This window comes from [Flexibacter] sp. ATCC 35103, from assembly GCF_001975985.1.
In the GTDB taxonomy this organism is placed as follows: Bacteria; Bacteroidota; Bacteroidia; order Flavobacteriales; family Flavobacteriaceae; genus Flavobacterium.
In genome coordinates this window covers 488,652-510,584 of record NZ_MTQF01000001.1, presented here as the reverse complement: position 1 = coordinate 510,584, position 21,933 = coordinate 488,652, and the positions used below count along the sequence as shown (strand labels likewise).

The window sequence follows — 21,933 nt, the reverse complement described above, 5'->3', positions numbered from 1 at the left end:
ATGAAAAATTGGATGTTAACTATTGGTGTTTTTTTCTTTGCATTAAGCACAATACAAGCTCAAAGTGTTATTGGAAAGTGGAAAACAATTGACGATGAAACAGGAGAAGCAAAATCAGTTGTAGAGATTTATGAGAAATCCGGAAAAATATATGGTAAAGTAGTAGAAATACTTCGTGCCGATCATAAAAAAGATTTATGTGTAAAATGTGATGGTGCAGATAAAAATAAGCCCATTTTAGGTTTGGTAATTATCAACGGACTTAAAAAAGATGGTGATGAATATAGCGGAGGAACGATTTTAGATCCTACTAACGGTAAAAAATACAAATGTTATATCACGCTGGACTCAGCTGATAAACTAAAGCTTCGTGGTTATGTTGGAATTTCTATTATGGGAAGAACGCAATATTGGGCCCGAGTGAAGAATTAATTTTATAAAAAATAAAATGCGAAAGTTAGCATCGATACTTTTGTTCTTAGTAATCTTGTCCAATAGTTTTGGACAAACTAAGAATTCGCCATTACAAATAAGTCATCTTACAGGTGACTTTTATGTTTATAAAACGTTTCATGATTATAACGGAATGCTGATTTCGGCAAATGCCTTGTATCTCGTTACTAATAAAGGAGTTGTGTTGTTTGATGCTCCTTGGGATGAAACGCAGTTTCAGCCTTTGTTAGATACAATTAAAGCAAGACATAATAAAGATGTTGTGATGTGTTTTGCAACACATTCTCATGATGACAGAGCTGGAGGTTTGGGATTTTATAAACAAAAAGGAATAAAAACCTATACGATAAAATTAACCGATCAGATTCTTGAAAAAGAAGGTAAAAAGAGAGCAGAATTTATCATCCCAAATGATACTACTTTTACTGTAGGACAGCATACTTTTCAGGTTTATTATCCTGGTAAAGGTCATGCGCAGGATAATATTATTGTTTGGTTTAATAAAGAAAAAGTACTTTACGGGGCTTGTTTTATTAAAAGTGCAAGTGCGAAAGATTTGGGCTATTTAGCGGATTCTGATGTAAAAGAATGGGAAAAATCGATTAAAAAAGTACAGGCAAAATTTAAAAATCCAATCTATATTATTCCGGGTCACGAAGATTGGAGTGATGTTACGTCTTTAAAACATACGCTGAAATTAGTTCAGGATTATAATTTGGTTTCCGGTAAGATGTCAGGTAAAAAGTAATTTTTTGCTTATATTTGAAATAAAATTAGAGATTAATGAATTTTTTAGAACATCATTTACTGGATATATCGAAACTTTGCATAAGTCACAAGGTAAAGGCTTTGTATGCTTTTGGTTCAGTGCTTACTGATGATTTTAGTGATAAAAGTGATGTTGACTTGGTTGTTGATTTTCAATCTTTTGATGTTTTGGATTACGCCGACAATTATTTTGATCTTAAATTTTCATTAGAGGATGTTTTAAAACGCCCAGTTGATTTATTGGAAGAAAAAGCAATTAAAAATCCCTATTTCAAACAAAATCTCGAAAAACAAAGACAATTAATTTATGGATAGTAATATTAAAACCTGGCTGTTTGATATTTTGAGTTCTATAAATGAAATTGAAAGTTATTTTGTGAATCAATCCATGCAATTTCAAAATTATCAAAAAGACTTGCGTACTAAACGTGCTGTGGAGCGGAATATAGAAATTATTGGCGAGGCAATGAATAGAATTTTAAAAGAAAACAATGAAATTCAAATTTCAGATTCGCGAAAAATTGTTGCTGTAAGAAATAGAATAATTCATGGTTATGACTCAGTATCTGATGAAGTTATTTGGGGAATTGTTATCAAGCAACTTCCAATTCTTAAAGCTGAAGTAGAAAAAATGCTTTCAGAATAATTTTCAATTATTCAAATCTTTTAAAATACATACATGTTTTTTGTCGAAGTTGTTCTACCGCTTTCTTTAGCGAAAACCTTTACTTATCGTATTTCTGAGGCCGAATTTCATTTCATTAAAAAAGGAATGCGGGTTGCGGTGCCTTTTGGAAAAAGTAAAATATATACGGCGTTGGTTATTGATATTCATCAAAATAAACCAACCCTTTATGATGCTAAAGAAATTCATCAAATATTAGACGAAAAACCTATCGCGACCGAAATCCAGATTAAACACTGGCTTTGGGTGGCAACTTATTATATGTGTGGCATTGGTGATGTATATCGCGGTGCTTTCCCAACTGGATTATTACTGGAAAGTGAAACCATAGTTTCACTTAAAGCAGAAATCGTAGTAAATGATTCTGAACTTTCTGATGATGAATTCTTGATTTATGAAGCATTGCATCATCAAAGTTCGCTGAAAGTTCAGGAAATTATTTCGATACTAAATAAAAAGAATATTTTTCCAATTCTTCAAAAAATGATGGATAAAGATATCATTGTTTTAGAGGAGGAAATGAAAGAAATTTATAAGCCTAAATTGGTTCGATATGTAAAATTACATGCTCAATACGAATCAGAGAATGGCTTGGGGCAATTGTTAGAAGTTTTGAAAAGTGCTAATAAACAAAAAGAAATTGTTTTGGCTTATTTTCAGCTTATGGCTTCTGAAAAGAAACCAATTACAGTAAAAAAACTGGTTGAGGTATCAAATTCATCTTCGGCTGTTGTAAAAGCTTTAATTGATAAGGAAATTTTTGAAGAATATCTTTTGCAGCATGATCGTGTTTCATTTACCGGTCAGGCAAGTGATAAGCAATTACTATTGAGCGAAGCCCAAAATAGTGCTTTTGAATCTATTAAAAATAGTTTTATAGAGAAAGAAGTTTGTTTGCTTCATGGTGTAACGTCAAGCGGGAAAACAGAAATTTATATTAAATTAATTGAAGAATACCTGGCAACCGGAAAACAAATTCTCTATTTATTGCCGGAAATTGCTCTTACGACCCAATTAGTATCACGTTTGCGTTTTTATTTTGGTGATAAAGTAGCGGTTTTTCATTCTAAATACAGCAATAACGAAAGAGTTGAGGTTTGGAAACAAACACTTGAAAATGCTGATAAGGCTCAGATTGTAATAGGGGCAAGATCCTCTTTGTTTCTTCCTTTTAATAATTTAGGATTGCTAATTGTTGATGAAGAACACGAACAGACTTTTAAGCAAACAGATCCTGCGCCGCGTTATCATGCGAGGGATGCGGCTATTGTTTTGGCTAATTTTCATAATGCAAAAGTTCTGCTGGGATCTGCAACTCCAAGTATTGAAACCTATTTTAATACACAAACAGATAAATACGGTTTAGTTACGCTTACAGAACGTTACAATAATGTTAGAATGCCTGAAATTGTTCTGGTCGATTTAGCCGATAAGCATTTCAGGAAAAGAATGACGGGACATTTCAGTGATGTTTTAATCGAAGAAATTGCTGAAGCTTTGTCTTTGGGTGAACAAGTGATTTTGTTTCAAAACAGAAGAGGATATTCACCAATAATAGAATGTCTGACCTGTGGGCATGTGCCGCATTGTCAGCAATGCGATGTTAGTTTGACTTTTCATAAACATAAAAACCAATTGCGTTGCCATTATTGCGGTTATTCGATTGCAAAGCCAACGCATTGCCATAGTTGTTCGAGTATTGATTTAACAACAAAAGGATTTGGTACAGAGCAAATAGAACAGGAATTGGTTTCGCTTTTTCCTAAGGCCAAAACCGGTAGAATGGATCAGGATACTACTCGTGGTAAGTTTGGTTTCGAGAAAATAATTGACTCTTTTAAAAATCGTGAAATCGATATTCTGGTCGGGACACAAATGCTTGCTAAAGGTTTAGATTTTGATAATGTTAGTCTGGTAGGAATTATGAATGCTGACAATATGCTTCATCATCCGGATTTCAGGGCCTTTGAGCGCAGTTTTCAAATGATGACACAAGTAGCTGGAAGAGCCGGAAGATCTGAAAAACAAGGAAAAGTTGTGATTCAGACCTATAATCCAAATCATAATACAATTCAGCAAGTTACGCACCATAATTATATGGGTATGTATAAAGAGCAATTGTATGATCGCCAGATTTATAAATATCCGCCTTATTTCAGGATTATAAAGCTAACATTAAAGCATCGTGAATTTGATAAATTAAAAGAAGGTTCAATGTGGCTGTATCAGGTTTTAAGTCAAAACTTGTCTATGCCTGTATTAGGACCTGAAGAACCTGCAATCAGCAGGATAAGAAACGAATATATCAGAACAATTTTGATAAAAATTCCGCAGAATTTGCCGTTGGGAAGTACAAAAAAAACTATTCAGAAAATGATGAATAGTTTTGAAGCTGTGGCTCAGTATCGGGCTATAAAAGTGATTGCGAATGTCGATTTTTATTAATTATGAGGACGTTGACAATGCTTTGACTAAATCTTCTTTTTTGTTTCGGCTTAATGGAATTTTGGTAATACCGATTTCGGCAAATTTGCTATTGAAGCGTTCAACCTTATCAATATTAATAATATAAGACTTATGCACACGAATGAACTTTTCTTTTGATAAGTCATTTTCAAAAGATTTCATTGTTGACAATACCAAATTGCTATCATCTTCGGTAACTACTCTCACATAATCTCCAAATGCTTCAATCCATTTGATTTTTGCCGTGAAAATTTTAAGTTTTTTTAGATTACTTTTAATAAAAATATGTTCGCCCTCTTCTTCTTTTACATCTTTTTTAAGTAAATGCATGTCTATTGCTCTCTTAACAGAAGCATTAAAGCGATCTACTGCAATAGGTTTTTGAAGATAATCAGTTGCGTCATAATCAAAAGCTTTTAAAGCATACTCAGCTTTAGAAGTAATAAATATAATTTGCGGCTTAGATTTCAGGCCGTCAAGAAAGTCAAATCCATTAATAACAGGCATTTCTATATCAAGAAATATTAAGTCGATATTATTTAGAGAAATACAGCTTTTTGCTTCTATTGCATTAGAAAAATCCCCGATTAAGTGCAAACCTGGGTGATTATTAACTAATTTTGCAATAATGGTCCTTTGTATAGAACTATCATCAACAACAACACAGTTTAGTTTCATAACATTAAAATTTAGAATAAATTCAGGATAGCAGTAGTAAATGTATTATTTTTTTGTAAAAAAAACTAAAATCGCCCTGTGTTTTTTACTTTACAACGAATAAAAGCAAAAAAGTGTTGTATATATAAATTTTATGGTTACTTTTGCACCCAATTTTAACAAATAAATATTGTATTTATGAATCATTATGAAACTGTTTTCATTTTAAATCCCGTTTTATCTGAGGTTCAGGTGAAGGAAACAGTAACGAAATTTGAAGAATTTCTTACTAGTAGAGGAGCTGAAATGGTATCAAAAGAGGATTGGGGTCTGAAAAAAATGGCTTACGAAATCCAAAACAAAAAAAGTGGTTTTTACCATTTATTCGAATTCAAAGTAGCAGGAGAAGTTCTAATTGCTTTTGAAACTGAATTTAGACGTGACGAAAGAGTTATGCGTTTCTTAACTGTAAGTTTAGACAAACATGCTATTTCATGGGCGGAGAGAAGAAGAGCTAAATTAAAATCTACTAAAGCGTAATTATTATGTCTACAATCGAACAATCTGCAAAAGGAAAAAAAGACGGAGATATCAGATATTTAACGCCTTTAAACATTGAAACTAACAAAACTAAAAAGTATTGTCGTTTCAAAAAATCAGGAATCAAATATATTGATTATAAAGATGCTGATTTCTTATTGAAATTCGTTAATGAGCAAGGAAAAATTCTTCCTCGTCGTTTAACTGGAACTTCATTAAAATACCAAAGAAAAGTTTCTGTAGCTGTAAAAAGAGCTCGTCACTTAGCTTTAATGCCATACGTGGCCGATTTATTAAAATAATATTAAAAACAAAGTTGTTGGTTTCCGGTAAGATGGAACCTAACTTCTCAAATATAAGGACAACAACATGGAACTTATTTTAAAACAAGACGTACAGAATCTAGGATTTAAAGATGATGTAGTTACTGTAAAAGCGGGTTACGGACGTAACTTTTTAATCCCTCAAGGTTTTGCTGCTTTAGCAACTCCTTCTGCTAAAAAAGTTTTGGCTGAAAACCTAAAACAAAGAGCTCACAAAGAAGCTAAAGTTGTTGCTGATGCAAAAGCATTAGCTGAAACTTTAAAAGCTCTTGAGATTAAACTTACTGCAAAAGCTGGTGGAGAGAAACTTTTTGGTTCTATCACAAACATCGACATTGCTGAAGCTTTAGAGAAATCTGGTAACGCTATCGACAGAAAATTCATTACTAGCGGTATCGTAAAACGTACAGGAAAATATTCAGCTAGCATCCGTTTACACAGAGATGTTATTGTTGATTTACCATACGAGATCATCGCTGAAAAATAACATTTTGTTAACTTCTTGTTAATAAAATATAAAAATCACTCTTAGGAGTGATTTTTTTTTGCCTAATTTTGAGAGGAATAACTCACTCAAAACCAGGAAAATGAAAAAAATCGTAACCTTATTATGTGTTTTTATTGCCACTGTGGTTACAGGGCAAACAACTACTTCGAGTATTAAGGGGATTGTAAAAAGTTCAGGCAACGAACTTTTGCCGGGTGCAACTATCCTCGCCATACATACTCCTACGGGTTCAAAATATTCTTCTCTTTCTAATGAAGACGGAAGGTTTAATATTTTAAATATGAGAATTGGTGGTCCTTACAAAATTTTAGTGACTTTTGTAGGATATCAAAATCAGGAATATAATGATGTATATCTTGATTTGGGTAAGGCTTTTAATTTAGATGTTGTTCTAAATGATGAAAGCCAGACATTAGAGGAAGTTAAAATAGTATCTAAGGATAAAGTGTTTAAGAGTGGAAAAACAGGAGCAGAAACGACAATTGGTCGAAGAGAATTAACAGCACTGCCCACTATTTCGCGATCAGCTGAAGATTTTACCAGATTAGAGCCAACTGCAAGCGGTGGTTCTTTTGGAGGTAGAAATGATCAATACAATAATTACTCTTTAAACGGAGCCATTTTTAATAACCCTTTTGGCTTAGATGCTGCAACTCCTGGTGGTCAAACTGGAGCACAGCCTATTTCGTTAGATGCTATAGAGCAAATTCAGGTAGCAACCGCTCCTTACGACGTAACTTTATCCGGTTTTACAGGTGCTTCTGTAAATGCTGTTACGAAATCCGGGACAAATGAGTTTCATGGTACGGCATATGCTTTTTACAGAAATCAGGATTTAACAGGAAGTAAAATTAAAGGAGAAAAAATCTTTGTACCAAGCTTAGAGCAAACTCAGGCAGGATTTAGTTTGGGAGCGCCCATTATAAAAGACAAGTTGTTTATATTTGGAAATTTTGAAATTGACAAAAGAAGTGACTTAGGATCTAATTTTATAGCCAATAATAATGATGGCGTTACAGGAATTAATGAATCCAGAGTTTTAGAATCTGATTTGATTGCAGTTTCTAACGCATTGGCAAATCTAGGATATAATACTGGGGCATATCAAGGATTTATCCATGAATCTAATTCCAGTAAAGGAATTATAAAAGTAGATTGGAATATTAATGATAATCATAAGTTAGCTGTGATTTATAATTTTCTGGATGCTTCAAAAGATAAACCTGCACATCCAACAGCTTTGGGGTTTAGAGGGCCAAATGCTTCAATCTTACAGTTTCAAAACTCAGGATATCAGATTAATAATAAATTAAGTTCATTTTTATTGGAATTGAATTCAAAATTCAGTGAATCAGTTTCTAATAAATTACAGGCAGGTTATACTCATTTTAACGATTATCGCGATCCTTTTTCAACTCCGGCTCCGGTAATTAATATTCAGGATGGTGCGGGATCAAATTATATTATTGCAGGTCATGAACCATTTTCTATAAATAATACGCTGGATCAGAAAGTGATTCAGATTACAGATAACTTAACTTATACTGTTGGAAAACATTCATTTACATTTGGATCTTCTTTTGAAAAATTTAAATTCGCAAATTCATTCAATTTGGGAGGATATGACAACTTTGGAAATCCAAATGGTTACGCCGGAACTTTCTTTACACCATATTTTACGACACAGGACTTTTTAGATGATGCTGCAAAGCCTTATGCAACAAGTATCATAGCGCAAAATTTACAATATGCTCAGGATACATTTAACTCAAAAAGTCAATTTGCAGTTGGCAGCGATGGTGGCTGGAAACTGGCGGAATTAAATGTAGGTCAATTGGCTTTTTATGCACAGGATGATTTTAGTGTTACTGAAGATTTTAAATTGTCTTTGGGTTTAAGAATTGATAAGCCATTGTATTTTAATACTGCTGATTTGATTCAGAAATATATTGATACTGATAACGGCGGTGCCGGCAGGGATAATAATATTGACTATTATGATCCGGATACTGGGCAAGCAGTGAAATTAATTTCGACTAATTTGCCTAGTGACAGGATTTTATGGTCTCCAAGAATTGGTTTTAATTGGGATGTAAAAGGCAATGCCACTTCGCAATTGCGTGGTGGATCGGGGATTTTTACCGGAAGAATTCCGTTTGTTTGGTTAGGAAATCAGGTAAGTGGTGCTGATGACAGCTTTTTTCAGATTATGGATCCGGATTACAAATGGCCTCAGGTTTGGAGAACAAGTTTAGGATATGATCATAAATTTGAAAGTAATTATATTTTAACTTTCGATTTTTCATACAATAAAGATATAAATGGTGTTCAGGTACAAAACTGGGGGCTAAAAGATCCTACAGGAACTCTTGCAGGAGCAGATGCAAGGTTAATTTATACTGCAGCAGATAAAGGAGCGAACAATGCATATGTAATGACTAATTCTAATAAAGGATTTGCCTTTAATTCTAGTATCAAAGTTCAGAAAAATTTTGATAATGGTTTATATGCAAGTGTGGCTTATAACTATTTAGTATCTAAGGATGTTAACTCAATCGAGGCTGAAATTACTGGTGACGCTTTTGCATTTAATCCTGCATTGGGAAATGTGAATAAAGATGTTCTTTCAAACTCAAAATATGGTGATAATCATCGTTTTATTGGTGTAGCTTCTAAAAAATGGAAATATGGAAGCAATGATAAGTGGGCTTCAACAGTTTCTGCTTTCTTTGAATATGCGCAAGGAGGACGTTTTAACTACACGTATGGTGGAGATATTAATAATGACGGTTCTGCTGTGAATGATTTGATTTATATTCCTACAACAGCCGAAATTGGACAAATGACATTTACAGGAGCGGGACAAGCAGAGGCTTTTGAAAAATATATTGAGCAGGATAAATATTTAAAGACCAGAAGAGGGCAATACGCTGAGCGTTATGGAGCAATTTCTCCATGGAGAGGAAGATGTGATTTTAAATTTTTACAGGATTATAATTTCAAAGTTTCATCAGCTTCAGAAAAAAAGAATACGATCCAGTTTAGTATTGATATTTTAAATCTTGGTAATTTGATTAATTCAGATTGGGGTGTGGTTCAGGTACCTACAAGTGTGCAGCCAATTGGGGTTACTGTAGCAGGAAATACGCCTACTTATACTTTTACTAATACGCAAACAAAAACGTTTAGCTATGATGCCAGTTTAACGTCAAGATGGCAGATGCAATTTGGTATACGATATATTTTCTAGAAAGATAAAAAATAGTGTAAATTTGCCCTCTTAATTTAAGAGGGCTTTTTTATTATAAATAGCCAGGAACGGCATTAATATGCTATTGAATAAAATCTGACAAATAAACACGAATGAAATACGCAAGATTAACAAAGGAGCAATTTGATGAATTGCATGCAGAATTTGCCAGCTTTTTAGCCACTCAGGCGATAGATAAAGCAGAATGGGATTCTATTAAAATAAATAAACCGGAAGTGGCAGAACAGGAACTGGATGTATTTTCAGATTTAATTTGGGAAGGTGTTTTGTCCAGAGCTGAATTTTTAGAACATTTTTCTAAAAATCACATTTTCCTGTTTCAGTGTTTTGAGACTGAAGTACAATCTATCGTTTTAAAATCATTGGTTCCTGAAACTGACTTTCTTACTAAAGATGGTTTGCAATGGTTGAGCGATAATATGTTTACTGAAAACATAGAAATGAAAGTAGGTAAAAAAGTATTTACAGAGGATAGAAATGCCTCTATTTTTGAATTAATCCAGCAAGGTGCGTTTTTGAGTGACGGACAATTATTTACTCAAATCAATACTATTATTGAATCATAGATTTTAGCAGTATATATTTTTAAAAAGGTAAATGATTGATGTTAAATTATTTACCTTTTTTTTAGTTTTTTAACATTTGTTTAAACTTTTATATTTTTTTCACCCCGTATTTCCACTCCTTTTTTTTGAAATATGCAAAGAATTTTGTTTTTGAATTCAAAATGTAAGTTTTACTTTTCATTTTGGCTTTTTTAGTTAAAAATCAAACGATTAAGAAAGACTAAAAGTAGTCTTAAACTTACTTTTTGCAGATTTAACAAATTTTATTCACATTTTTTTATGATAATTATAACAGTTGATTTAATGTTAAAAACGTCGGTTTTTCTGATGGTATCGCTATAATTTTCGTTTTACTTTTTTTGGATTTAAAAAAAAATAAGAATTTTATTCTTGTTTTGCATTTTACTTTTTTCTAATTTTAGAATACAAAAGTTAAACAAAATAGTTTTTGTGCTTTTTGAAAACATATAAAAATCAGGGAGATCACTTTTAGTATTATTTTTAAATAGATTCAGATTACAATTTTTATATTTTTTTATATTTTAAAATTGAAGATTTAAATAATAACTTAATTAGTTTGCTTATGGAATTGACATTTACTTTCTTTATCCAGTTTGTATTAGGTATACATATTATTTTAGCTTTATCTTTTATTGTATCGAAAATCTTCAGTTTTATTTTAAAATCTGATTTTCGTTCCAGCACAAATTTTTCACAACAGTTTTCTATTTACGTCAGCTTTTTATTTTCAAAGTCCAATTGTCGGCTTTGTTGACAAAAGGCGTTTTTGTGTTTAATTTTTTTAAATGTAAAAAAGCCTCTTATAAAAATTAATGAATTCAATTTTTAGAGTTTCTTCTAAATCAACAAAGTTTATAGATTGCCTAATCAACTTTTTATAAATATTGACTTCATACTATATATTAAAGAATTCCCTCAGTTCTACATCAACTTAAATTTTCTTTTATGAAAATTAGTCCACTAACAAATCACTCCATCTGGAAGATTGATGTAGATCAATATTCCCTAAAATTTTTGAGACAATTTTTATTCTGTCAGAATAAAAACTGCTCTTTAGTATACTTCGGTATACGCAATACAACATGATTTTTTTACTCAGATGGAGTTTACATTCTTAGTACACTGCGAATTTAAATTTCATTTTAACTAGTTGATTTTTAACGTTTTTTAAAATTGCCTAAGCATACGTGCTTATCGCAACAGGTATTTTATTGTCCATTTTCTAATCTTCCAAATTATGAAAAAAAATTTTACTTTCTATGATCTCATCGTAAAGAAGAGATTATTAGGTTTATTGTTTTTATTGCTTTTGTGCAATAAAAACTTTGCACAAACCTTTTGCAGACCTATTTCAAATACTTCAGGTATTGGTGGGGTATGTCTGGGTACGACGGAAATTATTAATCCGTCTTTTGCTTATGATACGAGCTTAAGCACTTATGCAACACTCACAAATTCACTGGGTGTACTTTGTTTCGCACAAGAAACAGTAACACTTAATCAAACGGCAAAAGCTGGCGATCAAATTGTTATTTATTACGGTTCAGATTCACCATTGTTAGATGTTGGTTTGTTGTCTAATGCGAGTATTCAGGCAAGAAATTCAGCAACAAATACTAATGGAGCTACCGTTGCATTAAATAGCCCTTTGCTGAACATTCAGCTTTTGTCAGGAAACACAATGGGTGTTATTAGATACACATTAACTGGTGATGCTGATCAACTTAGAATTCAGGTAGGCGGGCTTGTTAGTTTATTGTCGAATTTAAGAATATATGATGTGCGTTTGCAATTTGCAAAACCAACCATTACTAATGGAGAAACACAATCTATATGTACCGGACAATCAATAACACTTACGGCAACTGCTGCAACTGGTACAACAGTAGCTTGGTATGATTCACCAACATCTACTACAGCAATTTCAAATCTGGCTACTTATACTACACCTGCTTTAACGGCTACAACTACATATTATGTAAGTACTTCAAGAATTGGCGGCTGTGAAAGCAGTGAGCGTTTACCGGTGACTATTAATGTAATAGATCCTGTAGTACCTGTTATAAGTGCTACGGGAACAGCAATTTGTTCTACGGGAGCAACGCAGGCAACGACCTTATCAGTTGTAAATCCGGTTTTAGGAACTACTTATTCCTGGTATAATGCTCCTACGGCAGGAACACTTTTAACTACAGGTAATACTTATACAGCAACTGTACCTATAGGAGTAACTAATTTTTATGTAGAAGCTTCAATCGGTACTTGTAAATCAGCACGTACACAGGTTACAGTAACTTCAACTCCTGTTCCCGGACCAGCTACAATACTAACGCAAAGTGTTTCGATATTATCCGGTCAAAATGCTACTTTAAGCGCTTCGACAAGTGAGACAGGTGTTGTCCTTGATTGGTATGATGTACCTACTGGAGGAACTAAATTATTAGGGGATTCAAATACATTTACAACGCCAATATTAACTGCAACCAAAACCTATTATGTAGAGTCACGCAATAGTACAGGAGGATGTGTCAGCGCAACGAGAGTTCCGGTTACGGTAACTGTTTTGGCTAACCCGCTAGGAGGTTGTTTGGAAGCAAATAGCCAGCAGACTACTCAAAACGGACTTTGTTTGCTTTGTTCTTCTACAACTCCAAATAATTCAGTTGATGGAAATAGTGCTACTTCAGCACGACTAACTTTGCCAATAGGTTTGGTAAATGGATGGATTCAACAAACATTACAATTTAATAATCCTGGTAAAACTGGTGATATTGTAGATGTTGAATTGGCATTACCAGGAGGGTTGGCAGATGTTGCATTATTGGGTGGTGTTAGTTTAGCAACTTATAATGGTGCAACTTATAACGGAGACAGGGTTTTTATTAATAATCCGTTAGTTTCGTTACAATTAATATCCGGAAACAGATTTAGAGCCAGTATTGTTGCGGGAGCAAATTTTGATCGTGTAGAAATCAGGTTTGGTGCTGTGGTTACAGTATTAACCAGTTTAGATATCTATCAGGCAACTTACAGATATAAAGCGCCAACAATTTCAGGAAATACAACAATTTGCAGCGGACAAACAGCTACTTTAGTTTCTAGTGCTGCTTTGGGTGAAACTATCAAATGGTATGATGCTTTAACAGGAGGGAATTTATTATTTAGCACTGCAGCTATTACAACTCCGGCTTTAACAGCTAATAAAACCTATTATGTAGAGGTTACCCGAAATGGTTGTGTAAATAGTGAAAGAACTCCAGTTGTTATTACAGTAAATAATCCTGTTGCACCAACACCTGTTATTGCAAGTCCATCAACTTTATGTAGTGGGCAAACAACAACAATAACAATTGATACACCGGTTGCAGGCACTACTTATAATTGGTATGATGCGACTACTGGCGGAAATTTATTGTTTACAGGCACTTCTTATACAACACCTAATTTAACTGCAACAACTACTTATTATGTTGAAGCTGTAATTGGTAGTTGTTTAAGTCCTACTCGTACAGCAGTAACAGTTACTGTTAATCCGGCTGCATCAGTTCCGGTTCCGGTATCTTCAAATGTAATTATTCAGTCTGGTCAAACTGTAACCTTATCTGTTACAACTAGTGCAGGAGTTTCTTATGATTGGTATGATGCTCCAACAGGAGGGAATCTTTTATTGGCAAATTCAAGTACTTATACTCCAAGTCCGGCTTTAACGGCGAATACAACATTTTATGTTCAGGCCAGAAATTTAGCTACAGACTGTATAAGTGCTTCAAGAGCAGCTATAAATGTTATGATAGTTAATACTGTAAGCAGCTGTTTGCAGCCAAATTCACAAGCAGTAACTATAGATACAACTCTACCGGTTTCTTTATGTGCTTTATGTACCTCAAGTAATCAAACAAATTCTTATGATGGAAACATAAATACATTTGCAAGTCTGACTATTCCTGCAGGAGTATTGAATGCTTATATACAACAACAATTAACTTTTGGTACACCAGGGCAGGCAGGAGATATCATTGATATTGAATTAGAATTACCTGGAGGAATTGCTGATGTAGCATTGTTAAGTTCTGTTAGTATAGCGACTTATAACGGAGTAACATTTAATAACGACAGACTTTTAATCAATAATAATTTATTGAATTTGCAGGTATTATCAGGAAATAAATTTAAAGTTAGCTTTCCTACATCTGCAGCATTTAATAAAGTCGAAATTAGATTTGGTGCATTGGTAGGCTTGTTAACGACCTTGAATATTTATGAGGTTTCTTATAGATTTCCAAATGCAACAATAACAGGTGCAGCCACACCAATTTGCGCGGGTGGAACTCCTACTTTGACAGCATCTTCTACAGGAACAGAAACTTTTGCCTGGTATGATGCTCCAACAGGAGGGAATTTAGCAGCGGTTAATTCTACTCCTTTAAATGTTACAACTACTTATTATTTAGAAGCCACTCGTGGTGGATGTATTAATAGTGTTCGCCAGCCAGTAACAATTACTGTGTTGCCTATTCCTACAGCTGCAGATATTGCAATTACAAGCCCTGTAACTGCTTCATGTGCGGGAGGTGTTGTATTGACTCCAACATCTGCTTTAGCGGGAGCAACATTTAAATATTACTTAGATCAAAATAAAACACAAGAAATTACGACAGGTACAGTAGCAGGAGTAACATATTCTAAAAATGCTACAACCGGAGCTTTAACAATTAGCGGACTTATTGCAGCTAACGCTCCTTATACGTATTATGTATCTGTACTTAACGGAGGAACTTGCGAAAATTTAAACGGAACTTTAAAAGAAGTTGTAGTAAATTATCCTGCAGGTTCAGCTTTAACAGTTACAAGTCCATATTCAGCTTGTGGTAAAGTAAATCTAAAAGACGCTATTTCAAATTTTGATGCATCAGGAAATACAACTTATACTTTCTTTGATTCAACAAATAATCCAATTACAGAGCAAGCGGCAGGAAATATTCTTATAAGCGGTACTTATTTTATCCAGGCTCAAACTGTTGGTGTTGATTGTCCTTCAGTAAGAGTACCGGTTGCAGTAACTGTTAATCCATTACCAACATTAACAGGAGTAACGAGTTCAATTGCTGTTAATACAGGAACTTCAGTAGCTTTAGCAGCAACTTCAAACGGAACAATAACATGGTATGACCCACAAGGGAATGCATTACCATCAAATAACACCGGAATTCTAAATACTGTTGGTATTTATACCTATACTGTGGTGGCTAGTAATGGTACTTGTACGACCAGTCAAACAGTAACTATTAGTGTTATTGATGCAGCTGCTTGTGATGCATTATTAGAAAGAGTTTATGCTAATTCTCAATTATCAGGATCTGTTATTACAGGATCAGTAACAAACGGACCTTTGGCTGTAGATGGTGATCCAAGTACACATTCAACAATAACTACCGGTTTAGGGCTTTTAGGCATTGGTACAACATGGCAAAATCTGCAATGGCCAACAACTATTCCTAAAGGAACTGCGGTAACTGTAAAAATAGGTTTAGAAAATAGCTTACTTGCAGTAGGACAAAATATTTCGGTAATAGGTACTAAACGTGACGGATCTAATAACCCAATTGATATTGGAACATTACAATCTGTATCAGGATCATTATTGAACTTATTGCCAGGACAAAACTCATTCGAATATACATTTGTTCCTTCTAATACTGCTGGTCTTCAGGATTATGATGGTATTCGTGTACAGTTAGGATCTGTTTTAAGTGTAGCACAAAATATTAATGTTTATGATGCTTACTATAAAAAACAAGTAGCTCAAATTGCTTGTGGTCAAGGTGATATTGAAGATGTTTTCTCTGGCGTAAAAGATTTGGGAGTTGGAGCATTAACAGCAACGGTAGGGGTTTCTAACCCATGGAATATTGCTGATGGAGATGTTGCTACCTATGCTACAATGTTTAGTGGAGCAGGAGTACTTGCTGCTGCTGAACTTACAACAACTTTTAGAACACCATCTATGGTGGGAGATAGTTTAAGAATTACAATTTCTAAACCGGGAACACTTTTAAATCTTAATTTACTTACCGGATTTACTATTCAGCTTTACTCAGGAAATATTCCGGTTGGCGCTCCAATACAAAATACAAGTAGTTTATTGACTTTAAAATTGCTTTCAGGCGATACAATGGCAATGACAATCGTTGCACCACAAACTCAGCCATATGACAAAGCGGTGATTACTTTTGGAGGTGTGGCAAGTGTATTAGATCAACTTAGAGTTCATACTATTGATCGTGTAACCAATACAAAAGTTATTGGTGGAGATCTTGATAATAATATAACGGTTTGTCCGGGGGCAGATATTACGCTCCAGGTTCCGCCTAAGTCTTGTGCGAATTATGTCTGGTATGATTCCCCAACAGGAGGAAATGTTTTAGCCAATGGTCAGATTTATACACTTCCGGAAACATTAGCTGCCGGAACATATAAATATTATATTCAGCCAATTCGCTATGGTTGCCCTGCATTAGAAAGAGGTGAAGTAACCGTAATCGTTAGAGCAACTACGCCTGCAGCGACAATAGCAAGTGTAACTATAAACGGAGGAAACAGTACTATTATATGTGCCGAAAATGGGACAGTAACACTTGATGCAGTCTTAAACGGTACACCTGTACTTACGAATCCTGTATATCACTGGTATAGCTTTGATGGTACAGCAAGTCAGGAAATAGTTGGTGAAACTACTCCTAAATTAATATTAACTGGATTAGCTCCGGGAACATATACTTATTATGTTGGACTTAGTTCAGATGAATATTGTGAAACTGCACCGGCAAATAGAAAACAAGTAACATTTACTATTTTACCAAGTTCTTTAGTAACAGATATTAATGTAGATAATGCTTCAATTTGTCATGATACAGATGCAGTATTAACACCAACAAGTGGTTTAATAAATCCGGTTTTCTTTTGGTATTTAGATGCTAATAAAACACAGCCTATTTTTAATGGAGTAATTAATGGAGTAACTTATGCAGTAAGTAGTACAGGAGTTTTGACAGCTTCAGGTTTAACAACTGCTATGAGTCCTATCTCTTATTATGTTGCTGTTACTAGTGATAATACATGTCAGAATAAAAACGGAGAGCTTAAAGTTGCAACTGTAATGATTAACGATCCGGCTACACCAACATTGGTAACTGCGGGAACGCAAAATTTCTGTTTGGCAGATGCGCCAACGTTTGCAAGTATTCAGTTTAATGAAGCAAATATCGTTTGGTACACTGCTTTAACTGGTGGAACAGCTATTCCGTCAACAACACCACTTACAAGCGGAACTTATTTTGCAGCATTAAAAGATGCTACAATGGCTTGTGAAAGTTCCGTTAGATTATCAGTAACCATAAGCGTTACAGATCCTGGAACGCCAACATTGGTAACGGCAGGAACACAAAACTTCTGTTTGGTAAATGCGCCAACTTTTGCAAGTGTTCAGTTTAACGAAACAAATATCGTTTGGTATACAGCTCTAACAGCCGGAACAGCGATTCCGTCAACTACACCACTTACAAGCGGAACTTATTTTGCAGCCTTAAAAGATGCAACAACGACTTGTGAAAGTGCGGTAAGATTATCAGTAACGATTAGCGTTACAGATCCTGGAACACCAACATTGGTAACGGCAGGAACGCAAAACTTCTGTCTGGTAAATGTACCAACCTTTGCAAGTGTTCAGTTTAACGAAACTAATATCGTTTGGTATACGGCTCTAACAGGCGGAACAGCAATTCCGTCAACTACACCACTTACAAGCGGAACTTATTTTGCAGCATTATTAGATGCTACAACAACTTGTGAAAGCGCGGTTAGATTATCAGTAAGCATTAATGTTTCAGATCCTGGAACGCCAACATTGGTAACTGCGGGCACACAAAACTTCTGTCTGGTAAATGCGCCAACCTTTGCAAGTGTTCAGTTTAACGAAACAAATATTGTTTGGTATACCGCTTTAACAGGCGGAACAGCGATTCCATCAACTACACCACTTACAAGCGGAACTTATTTTGCAGCATTATTAGATGCTACCACAACTTGTGAAAGCGCGGTTAGATTATCAGTAACGATTAGCGTTACAGATCCTGGAACACCAACATTGGTAACAGCAGGAACACAAAACTTCTGTCTGGTAAATGCGCCAACCTTTGCAAGTGTTCAGTTTAACGAAACAAACATCGTTTGGTATACTGCTTTAACAGGTGGAACAGCGATTCCGTCAACTACACCACTTACAAGCGGAACTTATTTTGCAGCGTTACTAGATCCAACTACAAATTGTGAAAGTTCGATTAGATTATCAGTGACCATTAATGTTTCAGATCCTGGAACACCAACTTTGGTAACGGCAGGAACGCAAAATTTCTGTCTGGTAAATGTACCAACATTTGCAAGTGTTCAGTTTAACGAAACAAACATCGTTTGGTATACGGCTCTAACAGGCGGAACAGCAATTCCGTCAACTACACCACTTACAAGCGGAACTTATTTCGCAGCATTACTTGATGCTACAACAACTTGTGAAAGTGCGGTTAGATTATCAGTGACTATTAATGTTTCAGATCCTGGAACGCCAACATTGGTAACTGCAGGAACGCAAAACTTCTGTCTGGTAAATGCACCAACCTTTGCAAGTGTTCAATTTAACGAAACAAATATTGTTTGGTATACTGCTCTAACAGGCGGAACAGCGATTGCGTCAACTACACCACTTACAAGCGGAACTTATTTCGCAGCATTATTAGATGCTACCACAACTTGCGAAAGCGCGGTTAGATTATCAGTAACGATTAGCGTTACAGATCCGGCTACGCCAACATTGGTTACTGCAGGAACACAAAATTTCTGTCTGGTAAATGCGCCAACTTTTGCAAGTGTTCAGTTTAATGAAGTAAACATCGTTTGGTATACGGCTTTAACAGGCGGAACAGCGATTCCGTCAACTGCACCACTTACAAGCGGAACTTATTTTGCTGCTTTAAAAGATGCTGTTACAGGTTGCGAAAGTTCAGTTAGATTATCCGTGACCATTAATGTTTCAGATCCTGGAACACCAACTTTGGTAACTGCAGGAACACAAAACTTCTGTCTGGTAAATGCACCAACATTTGCAAGTGTTCAGTTTAACGAGACAAATATCGTTTGGTATACAGCTTTAACAGGCGGAACAGCAATTCCGTCTACAACACCACTTACAAGCGGAACTTATTTCGCAGCATTACTTGATGCGACAACAACTTGTGAAAGTGCCGTTAGATTATCAGTGACTATTAATGTTTCAGATCCTGGAACACCAACATTGGTTACTGCAGGAACACAAAACTTCTGTCTGGTAAATGCGCCAACCTTTGCAAGTGTTCAGTTTAATGAGACAAATATCGTTTGGTATACCGCGTTAACAGGCGGAACAGCGATTGCGTCTACAACACCACTTACAAGCGGAACTTATTTTGCAGCATTAGTCGATCCTGTTACAAGTTGTGAGAGTGTTACAAGATTATCAGTAACCATTAATGTTACTGATCCTGGAACACCAACTTTGGTAACAGCAGGAACACAAAACTTCTGTTTGGTAAATGCACCAACATTTGCAAGTGTTCAGTTCAATCAGGCAAACATTGTTTGGTATACAGCTTTAACAGGAGGAACAGCGATTCCGTCAACTACACCTTTGACAAGCGGAACTTATTTTGCTGCACTAAAAGATGCTGTTACAAATTGTGAAAGTATTACTAGATTATCAGTAACTATAAATGTTTCAGATCCTGGAACACCAACATTGGTAACAGCCGGAACACAAAATTTCTGTCTGTCAGATGCACCAACCTTTGCAAGCGTTCAGTTTAATCAGGCAAATATCGTTTGGTATACGGCTTTAACAGGCGGAACAGCGATTCCGTCGACTACAGCCTTGACAAGCGGAACTTATTTTGCTGCTTTAAAAGATGCTGCTACAACTTGCGAAAGTGCAGCAAGATTATCAGTAACCGTTGTAGTTGGAAATACAAATACGCCTACAACTAATAATACAGCTCAGAACTTCTGTTCAACCAGTGCTCCAACATTTGCAAGTATTCAGGTGAACGAAAGTAATGTAAGTTGGTTTGCTACCGCTACTGGCGGAACAGCAATTCCGTTAACGACAGCTTTGGCTTCGGGTACTTATTATGGAGAAATTACAGATCCTTTAACTGGATGTAAAAGTGCAAGTCGTTTATCAGTTATGATTACGATTGTGAATCCAATGGCAACACCAACAACGAATTCGACAACTCAGAATTTCTGTTCTGTAAATGCGCCAAAGGTTTCTAATATTCAGGTTAACGAAGCAAATGTAATCTGGTATAGTACTCCAACAGGTGGAACAGCAATTCCGGCAACAACAGCTTTAGCAAGTGGTATTTATTATGGAGTTATTGCGAGTGCTTCAGGTTGTGAAAATCCTGCAAGATTAGCAGTTACAGTAAATGTAAATACACCGGGTATTGTTACTACGCCAAAAACAACACAAACATTTTGTTTATCAGCAGTTCCAACAATTGCAAGTATTATTGTAAATGAGGCAAATGTAGTATGGTATACTTCTGCGACTGGCGGAACACCATTAGCAGCAAATACACCACTTACTGCTGCAACATATTATGCGGCGGCACTTAATAATACAACAAATGGTTGTGATAGTGCTACAAGATTAGGAGTAACGATTGCTTTTGAAAATGATGCTTTAGTACCAATCACAGCTACGGATGATACACCATGTGTTTTCCAGGGAATCACTTATTCAATTGCCAACGGAAAATCTGATTATGTTTGGTCAATCACTAACGGAACAATTACTTCCGGTGGAGGAAATGCTGACGGATCTGTAACAGTTTCATGGTCTGATATTGGACCGGGTAAAGTTGAGGTTAAGTATACAAATACTTGTAACGAGACTACCACTAAAACTTTAAATGTTACTGTAGCAACTTGTTCAGACCTTACGATTACAAACACCGTTAGTAACCCTACACCTAATTTTGGTGAGCAAATAACATTTACGGTAACAGTAAATAATGTAGGTCAGGGTAACTTTATAAATACAATTGTTAGCGAGTTACTACCAAGCGGATATGATTTAGTAAGTGCATCTACAACCGTAGGAACATACGATTTAGGTACACAACTTTGGACAATTCCAACTTTAAATGCCGGACAAAGCGTAGTGCTTACAATAGTTGCAGAAGTATTGCCAAGTGGTAATTATCTTAACGTTGCAACTGTCGAAATTTCGACTCCTTTAGATGTTGATGCATCAAATAATTCGGCTTCAGCTTCTGTTGAACCAATTTGTTTGACAGTTTACAATGAGTTCACTCCAAATAATGATGGAGCTAATGATCTTTTCAGAATTGATTGTATCGAGTCATATCCTAATAATGAGTTGAAAGTTTATAACAGATACGGTTCATTAGTATATAGTAAACAACATTATGAAAATGATTGGGACGGAACCGCCAATGTATCAGGAGTGGTTAATAGAGGAGATATGTTGCCAACTGGTACTTATTTTTATGTGATAACCATTGGAGATGGATCGGCTAAAAAAGGATGGTTATCCATAATGAGATAATCAGCTGTATTAATCATCT

Annotated in this window: 12 protein-coding genes; 11 read left to right on the top strand and 1 reads right to left on the bottom strand. The window is 35.0% G+C overall.

All coding sequences use genetic code 11. The features are described 5' to 3' along the window. From BXU01_RS02100 to priA, 5 genes are read left to right on the top strand one after another with little or no spacing between them, the layout of a single operon-like run. Positions 1-432: a DUF2147 domain-containing protein gene (locus BXU01_RS02100; protein ID WP_083691480.1), complete on the top strand. Its 432-nt coding sequence runs from the start codon at positions 1-3 to the stop codon at positions 430-432. 16 nt (positions 433-448) lie between these two features. Continuing rightward, on the top strand, positions 449-1,201 hold the full coding sequence (bla-B1-FLAV, locus tag BXU01_RS02095; RefSeq protein ID WP_083691479.1) for a subclass B1 metallo-beta-lactamase: 753 nt from the start codon (positions 449-451) through the stop codon (positions 1,199-1,201). Between the two features lie 35 nt (positions 1,202-1,236). After that, the gene (locus BXU01_RS02090) at positions 1,237-1,536 is read left to right on the top strand and encodes a nucleotidyltransferase family protein (RefSeq protein WP_083691478.1); all 300 of its coding nucleotides are present in this window, start codon (positions 1,237-1,239) and stop codon (positions 1,534-1,536) included. Continuing rightward, positions 1,529-1,867, top strand: a complete 339-nt coding sequence (locus BXU01_RS02085; RefSeq protein WP_083691477.1) for a DUF86 domain-containing protein — start codon at positions 1,529-1,531, stop codon at positions 1,865-1,867. Before BXU01_RS02090 ends, BXU01_RS02085 begins: the two co-directional genes overlap by 8 nt. A 33-nt stretch (positions 1,868-1,900) precedes the next feature. Beyond that, positions 1,901-4,351, top strand: a complete 2,451-nt coding sequence (gene priA, locus BXU01_RS02080) for a primosomal protein N' (RefSeq protein ID WP_083691476.1) — start codon at positions 1,901-1,903, stop codon at positions 4,349-4,351. On the opposite strand, the gene BXU01_RS02075 is transcribed toward priA, so the two are convergent. Then, the gene (locus BXU01_RS02075; RefSeq protein ID WP_055097960.1) at positions 4,352-5,050 is read right to left on the bottom strand and encodes a LytTR family DNA-binding domain-containing protein; all 699 of its coding nucleotides are present in this window, start codon (positions 5,048-5,050) and stop codon (positions 4,352-4,354) included. Positions 5,051-5,227: 177 nt separating this feature from the next. Between BXU01_RS02075 and rpsF the strand changes: the two genes are divergently transcribed. From rpsF to BXU01_RS02045, 6 genes are all read left to right on the top strand, one after another. Next, positions 5,228-5,569 carry a 30S ribosomal protein S6 gene (rpsF, locus tag BXU01_RS02070; RefSeq protein ID WP_007810575.1) on the top strand — a complete coding sequence of 114 codons (342 nt, stop codon included), beginning with the start codon at positions 5,228-5,230 and terminating at the stop codon, positions 5,567-5,569. A gap of 5 nt (positions 5,570-5,574) precedes the next feature. Next, positions 5,575-5,871: a 30S ribosomal protein S18 gene (gene rpsR, locus BXU01_RS02065; RefSeq protein WP_002987043.1), complete on the top strand. Its 297-nt coding sequence runs from the start codon at positions 5,575-5,577 to the stop codon at positions 5,869-5,871. 67 nt (positions 5,872-5,938) lie between these two features. Further along, positions 5,939-6,379: a 50S ribosomal protein L9 gene (gene rplI, locus BXU01_RS02060; protein WP_055097958.1), complete on the top strand. Its 441-nt coding sequence runs from the start codon at positions 5,939-5,941 to the stop codon at positions 6,377-6,379. A 100-nt stretch (positions 6,380-6,479) separates the two neighbouring features. After that, the gene (locus BXU01_RS02055; RefSeq protein ID WP_083691475.1) at positions 6,480-9,650 is read left to right on the top strand and encodes a TonB-dependent receptor; all 3,171 of its coding nucleotides are present in this window, start codon (positions 6,480-6,482) and stop codon (positions 9,648-9,650) included. A gap of 113 nt (positions 9,651-9,763) precedes the next feature. Beyond that, positions 9,764-10,237, top strand: coding sequence for a DUF6495 family protein (locus BXU01_RS02050; RefSeq protein ID WP_055097956.1), 474 nt, complete (start codon positions 9,764-9,766; stop codon positions 10,235-10,237). Positions 10,238-11,495: 1,258 nt separating this feature from the next. Then, the gene (locus BXU01_RS02045; RefSeq protein WP_083691474.1) at positions 11,496-21,914 is read left to right on the top strand and encodes a gliding motility-associated C-terminal domain-containing protein; all 10,419 of its coding nucleotides are present in this window, start codon (positions 11,496-11,498) and stop codon (positions 21,912-21,914) included. Positions 21,915-21,933: the final 19 nt, after the last annotated feature.

Bases quoted from the DNA above. Each gene is read 5' to 3' on its own strand.
- BXU01_RS02085 (WP_083691477.1), top strand. From the start codon at position 1,529: ATGGATAGTAATATTAAAACCTGGCTGTTTGATATTTTGAGTTCTATA.
- BXU01_RS02100 (WP_083691480.1), top strand. From the start codon at position 1: ATGAAAAATTGGATGTTAACTATTGGTGTTTTTTTCTTTGCATTAAGC.
- BXU01_RS02050 (WP_055097956.1), top strand. From the start codon at position 9,764: ATGAAATACGCAAGATTAACAAAGGAGCAATTTGATGAATTGCATGCA.
- BXU01_RS02090 (WP_083691478.1), top strand. From the start codon at position 1,237: ATGAATTTTTTAGAACATCATTTACTGGATATATCGAAACTTTGCATA.
- priA (WP_083691476.1), top strand. From the start codon at position 1,901: ATGTTTTTTGTCGAAGTTGTTCTACCGCTTTCTTTAGCGAAAACCTTT.
- rplI (WP_055097958.1), top strand. From the start codon at position 5,939: ATGGAACTTATTTTAAAACAAGACGTACAGAATCTAGGATTTAAAGAT.
- BXU01_RS02055 (WP_083691475.1), top strand. From the start codon at position 6,480: ATGAAAAAAATCGTAACCTTATTATGTGTTTTTATTGCCACTGTGGTT.
- BXU01_RS02045 (WP_083691474.1), top strand. From the start codon at position 11,496: ATGAAAAAAAATTTTACTTTCTATGATCTCATCGTAAAGAAGAGATTA.
- rpsF (WP_007810575.1), top strand. From the start codon at position 5,228: ATGAATCATTATGAAACTGTTTTCATTTTAAATCCCGTTTTATCTGAG.
- bla-B1-FLAV (WP_083691479.1), top strand. From the start codon at position 449: ATGCGAAAGTTAGCATCGATACTTTTGTTCTTAGTAATCTTGTCCAAT.
- rpsR (WP_002987043.1), top strand. From the start codon at position 5,575: ATGTCTACAATCGAACAATCTGCAAAAGGAAAAAAAGACGGAGATATC.
- BXU01_RS02075 (WP_055097960.1), bottom strand. From the start codon at position 5,050: ATGAAACTAAACTGTGTTGTTGTTGATGATAGTTCTATACAAAGGACC.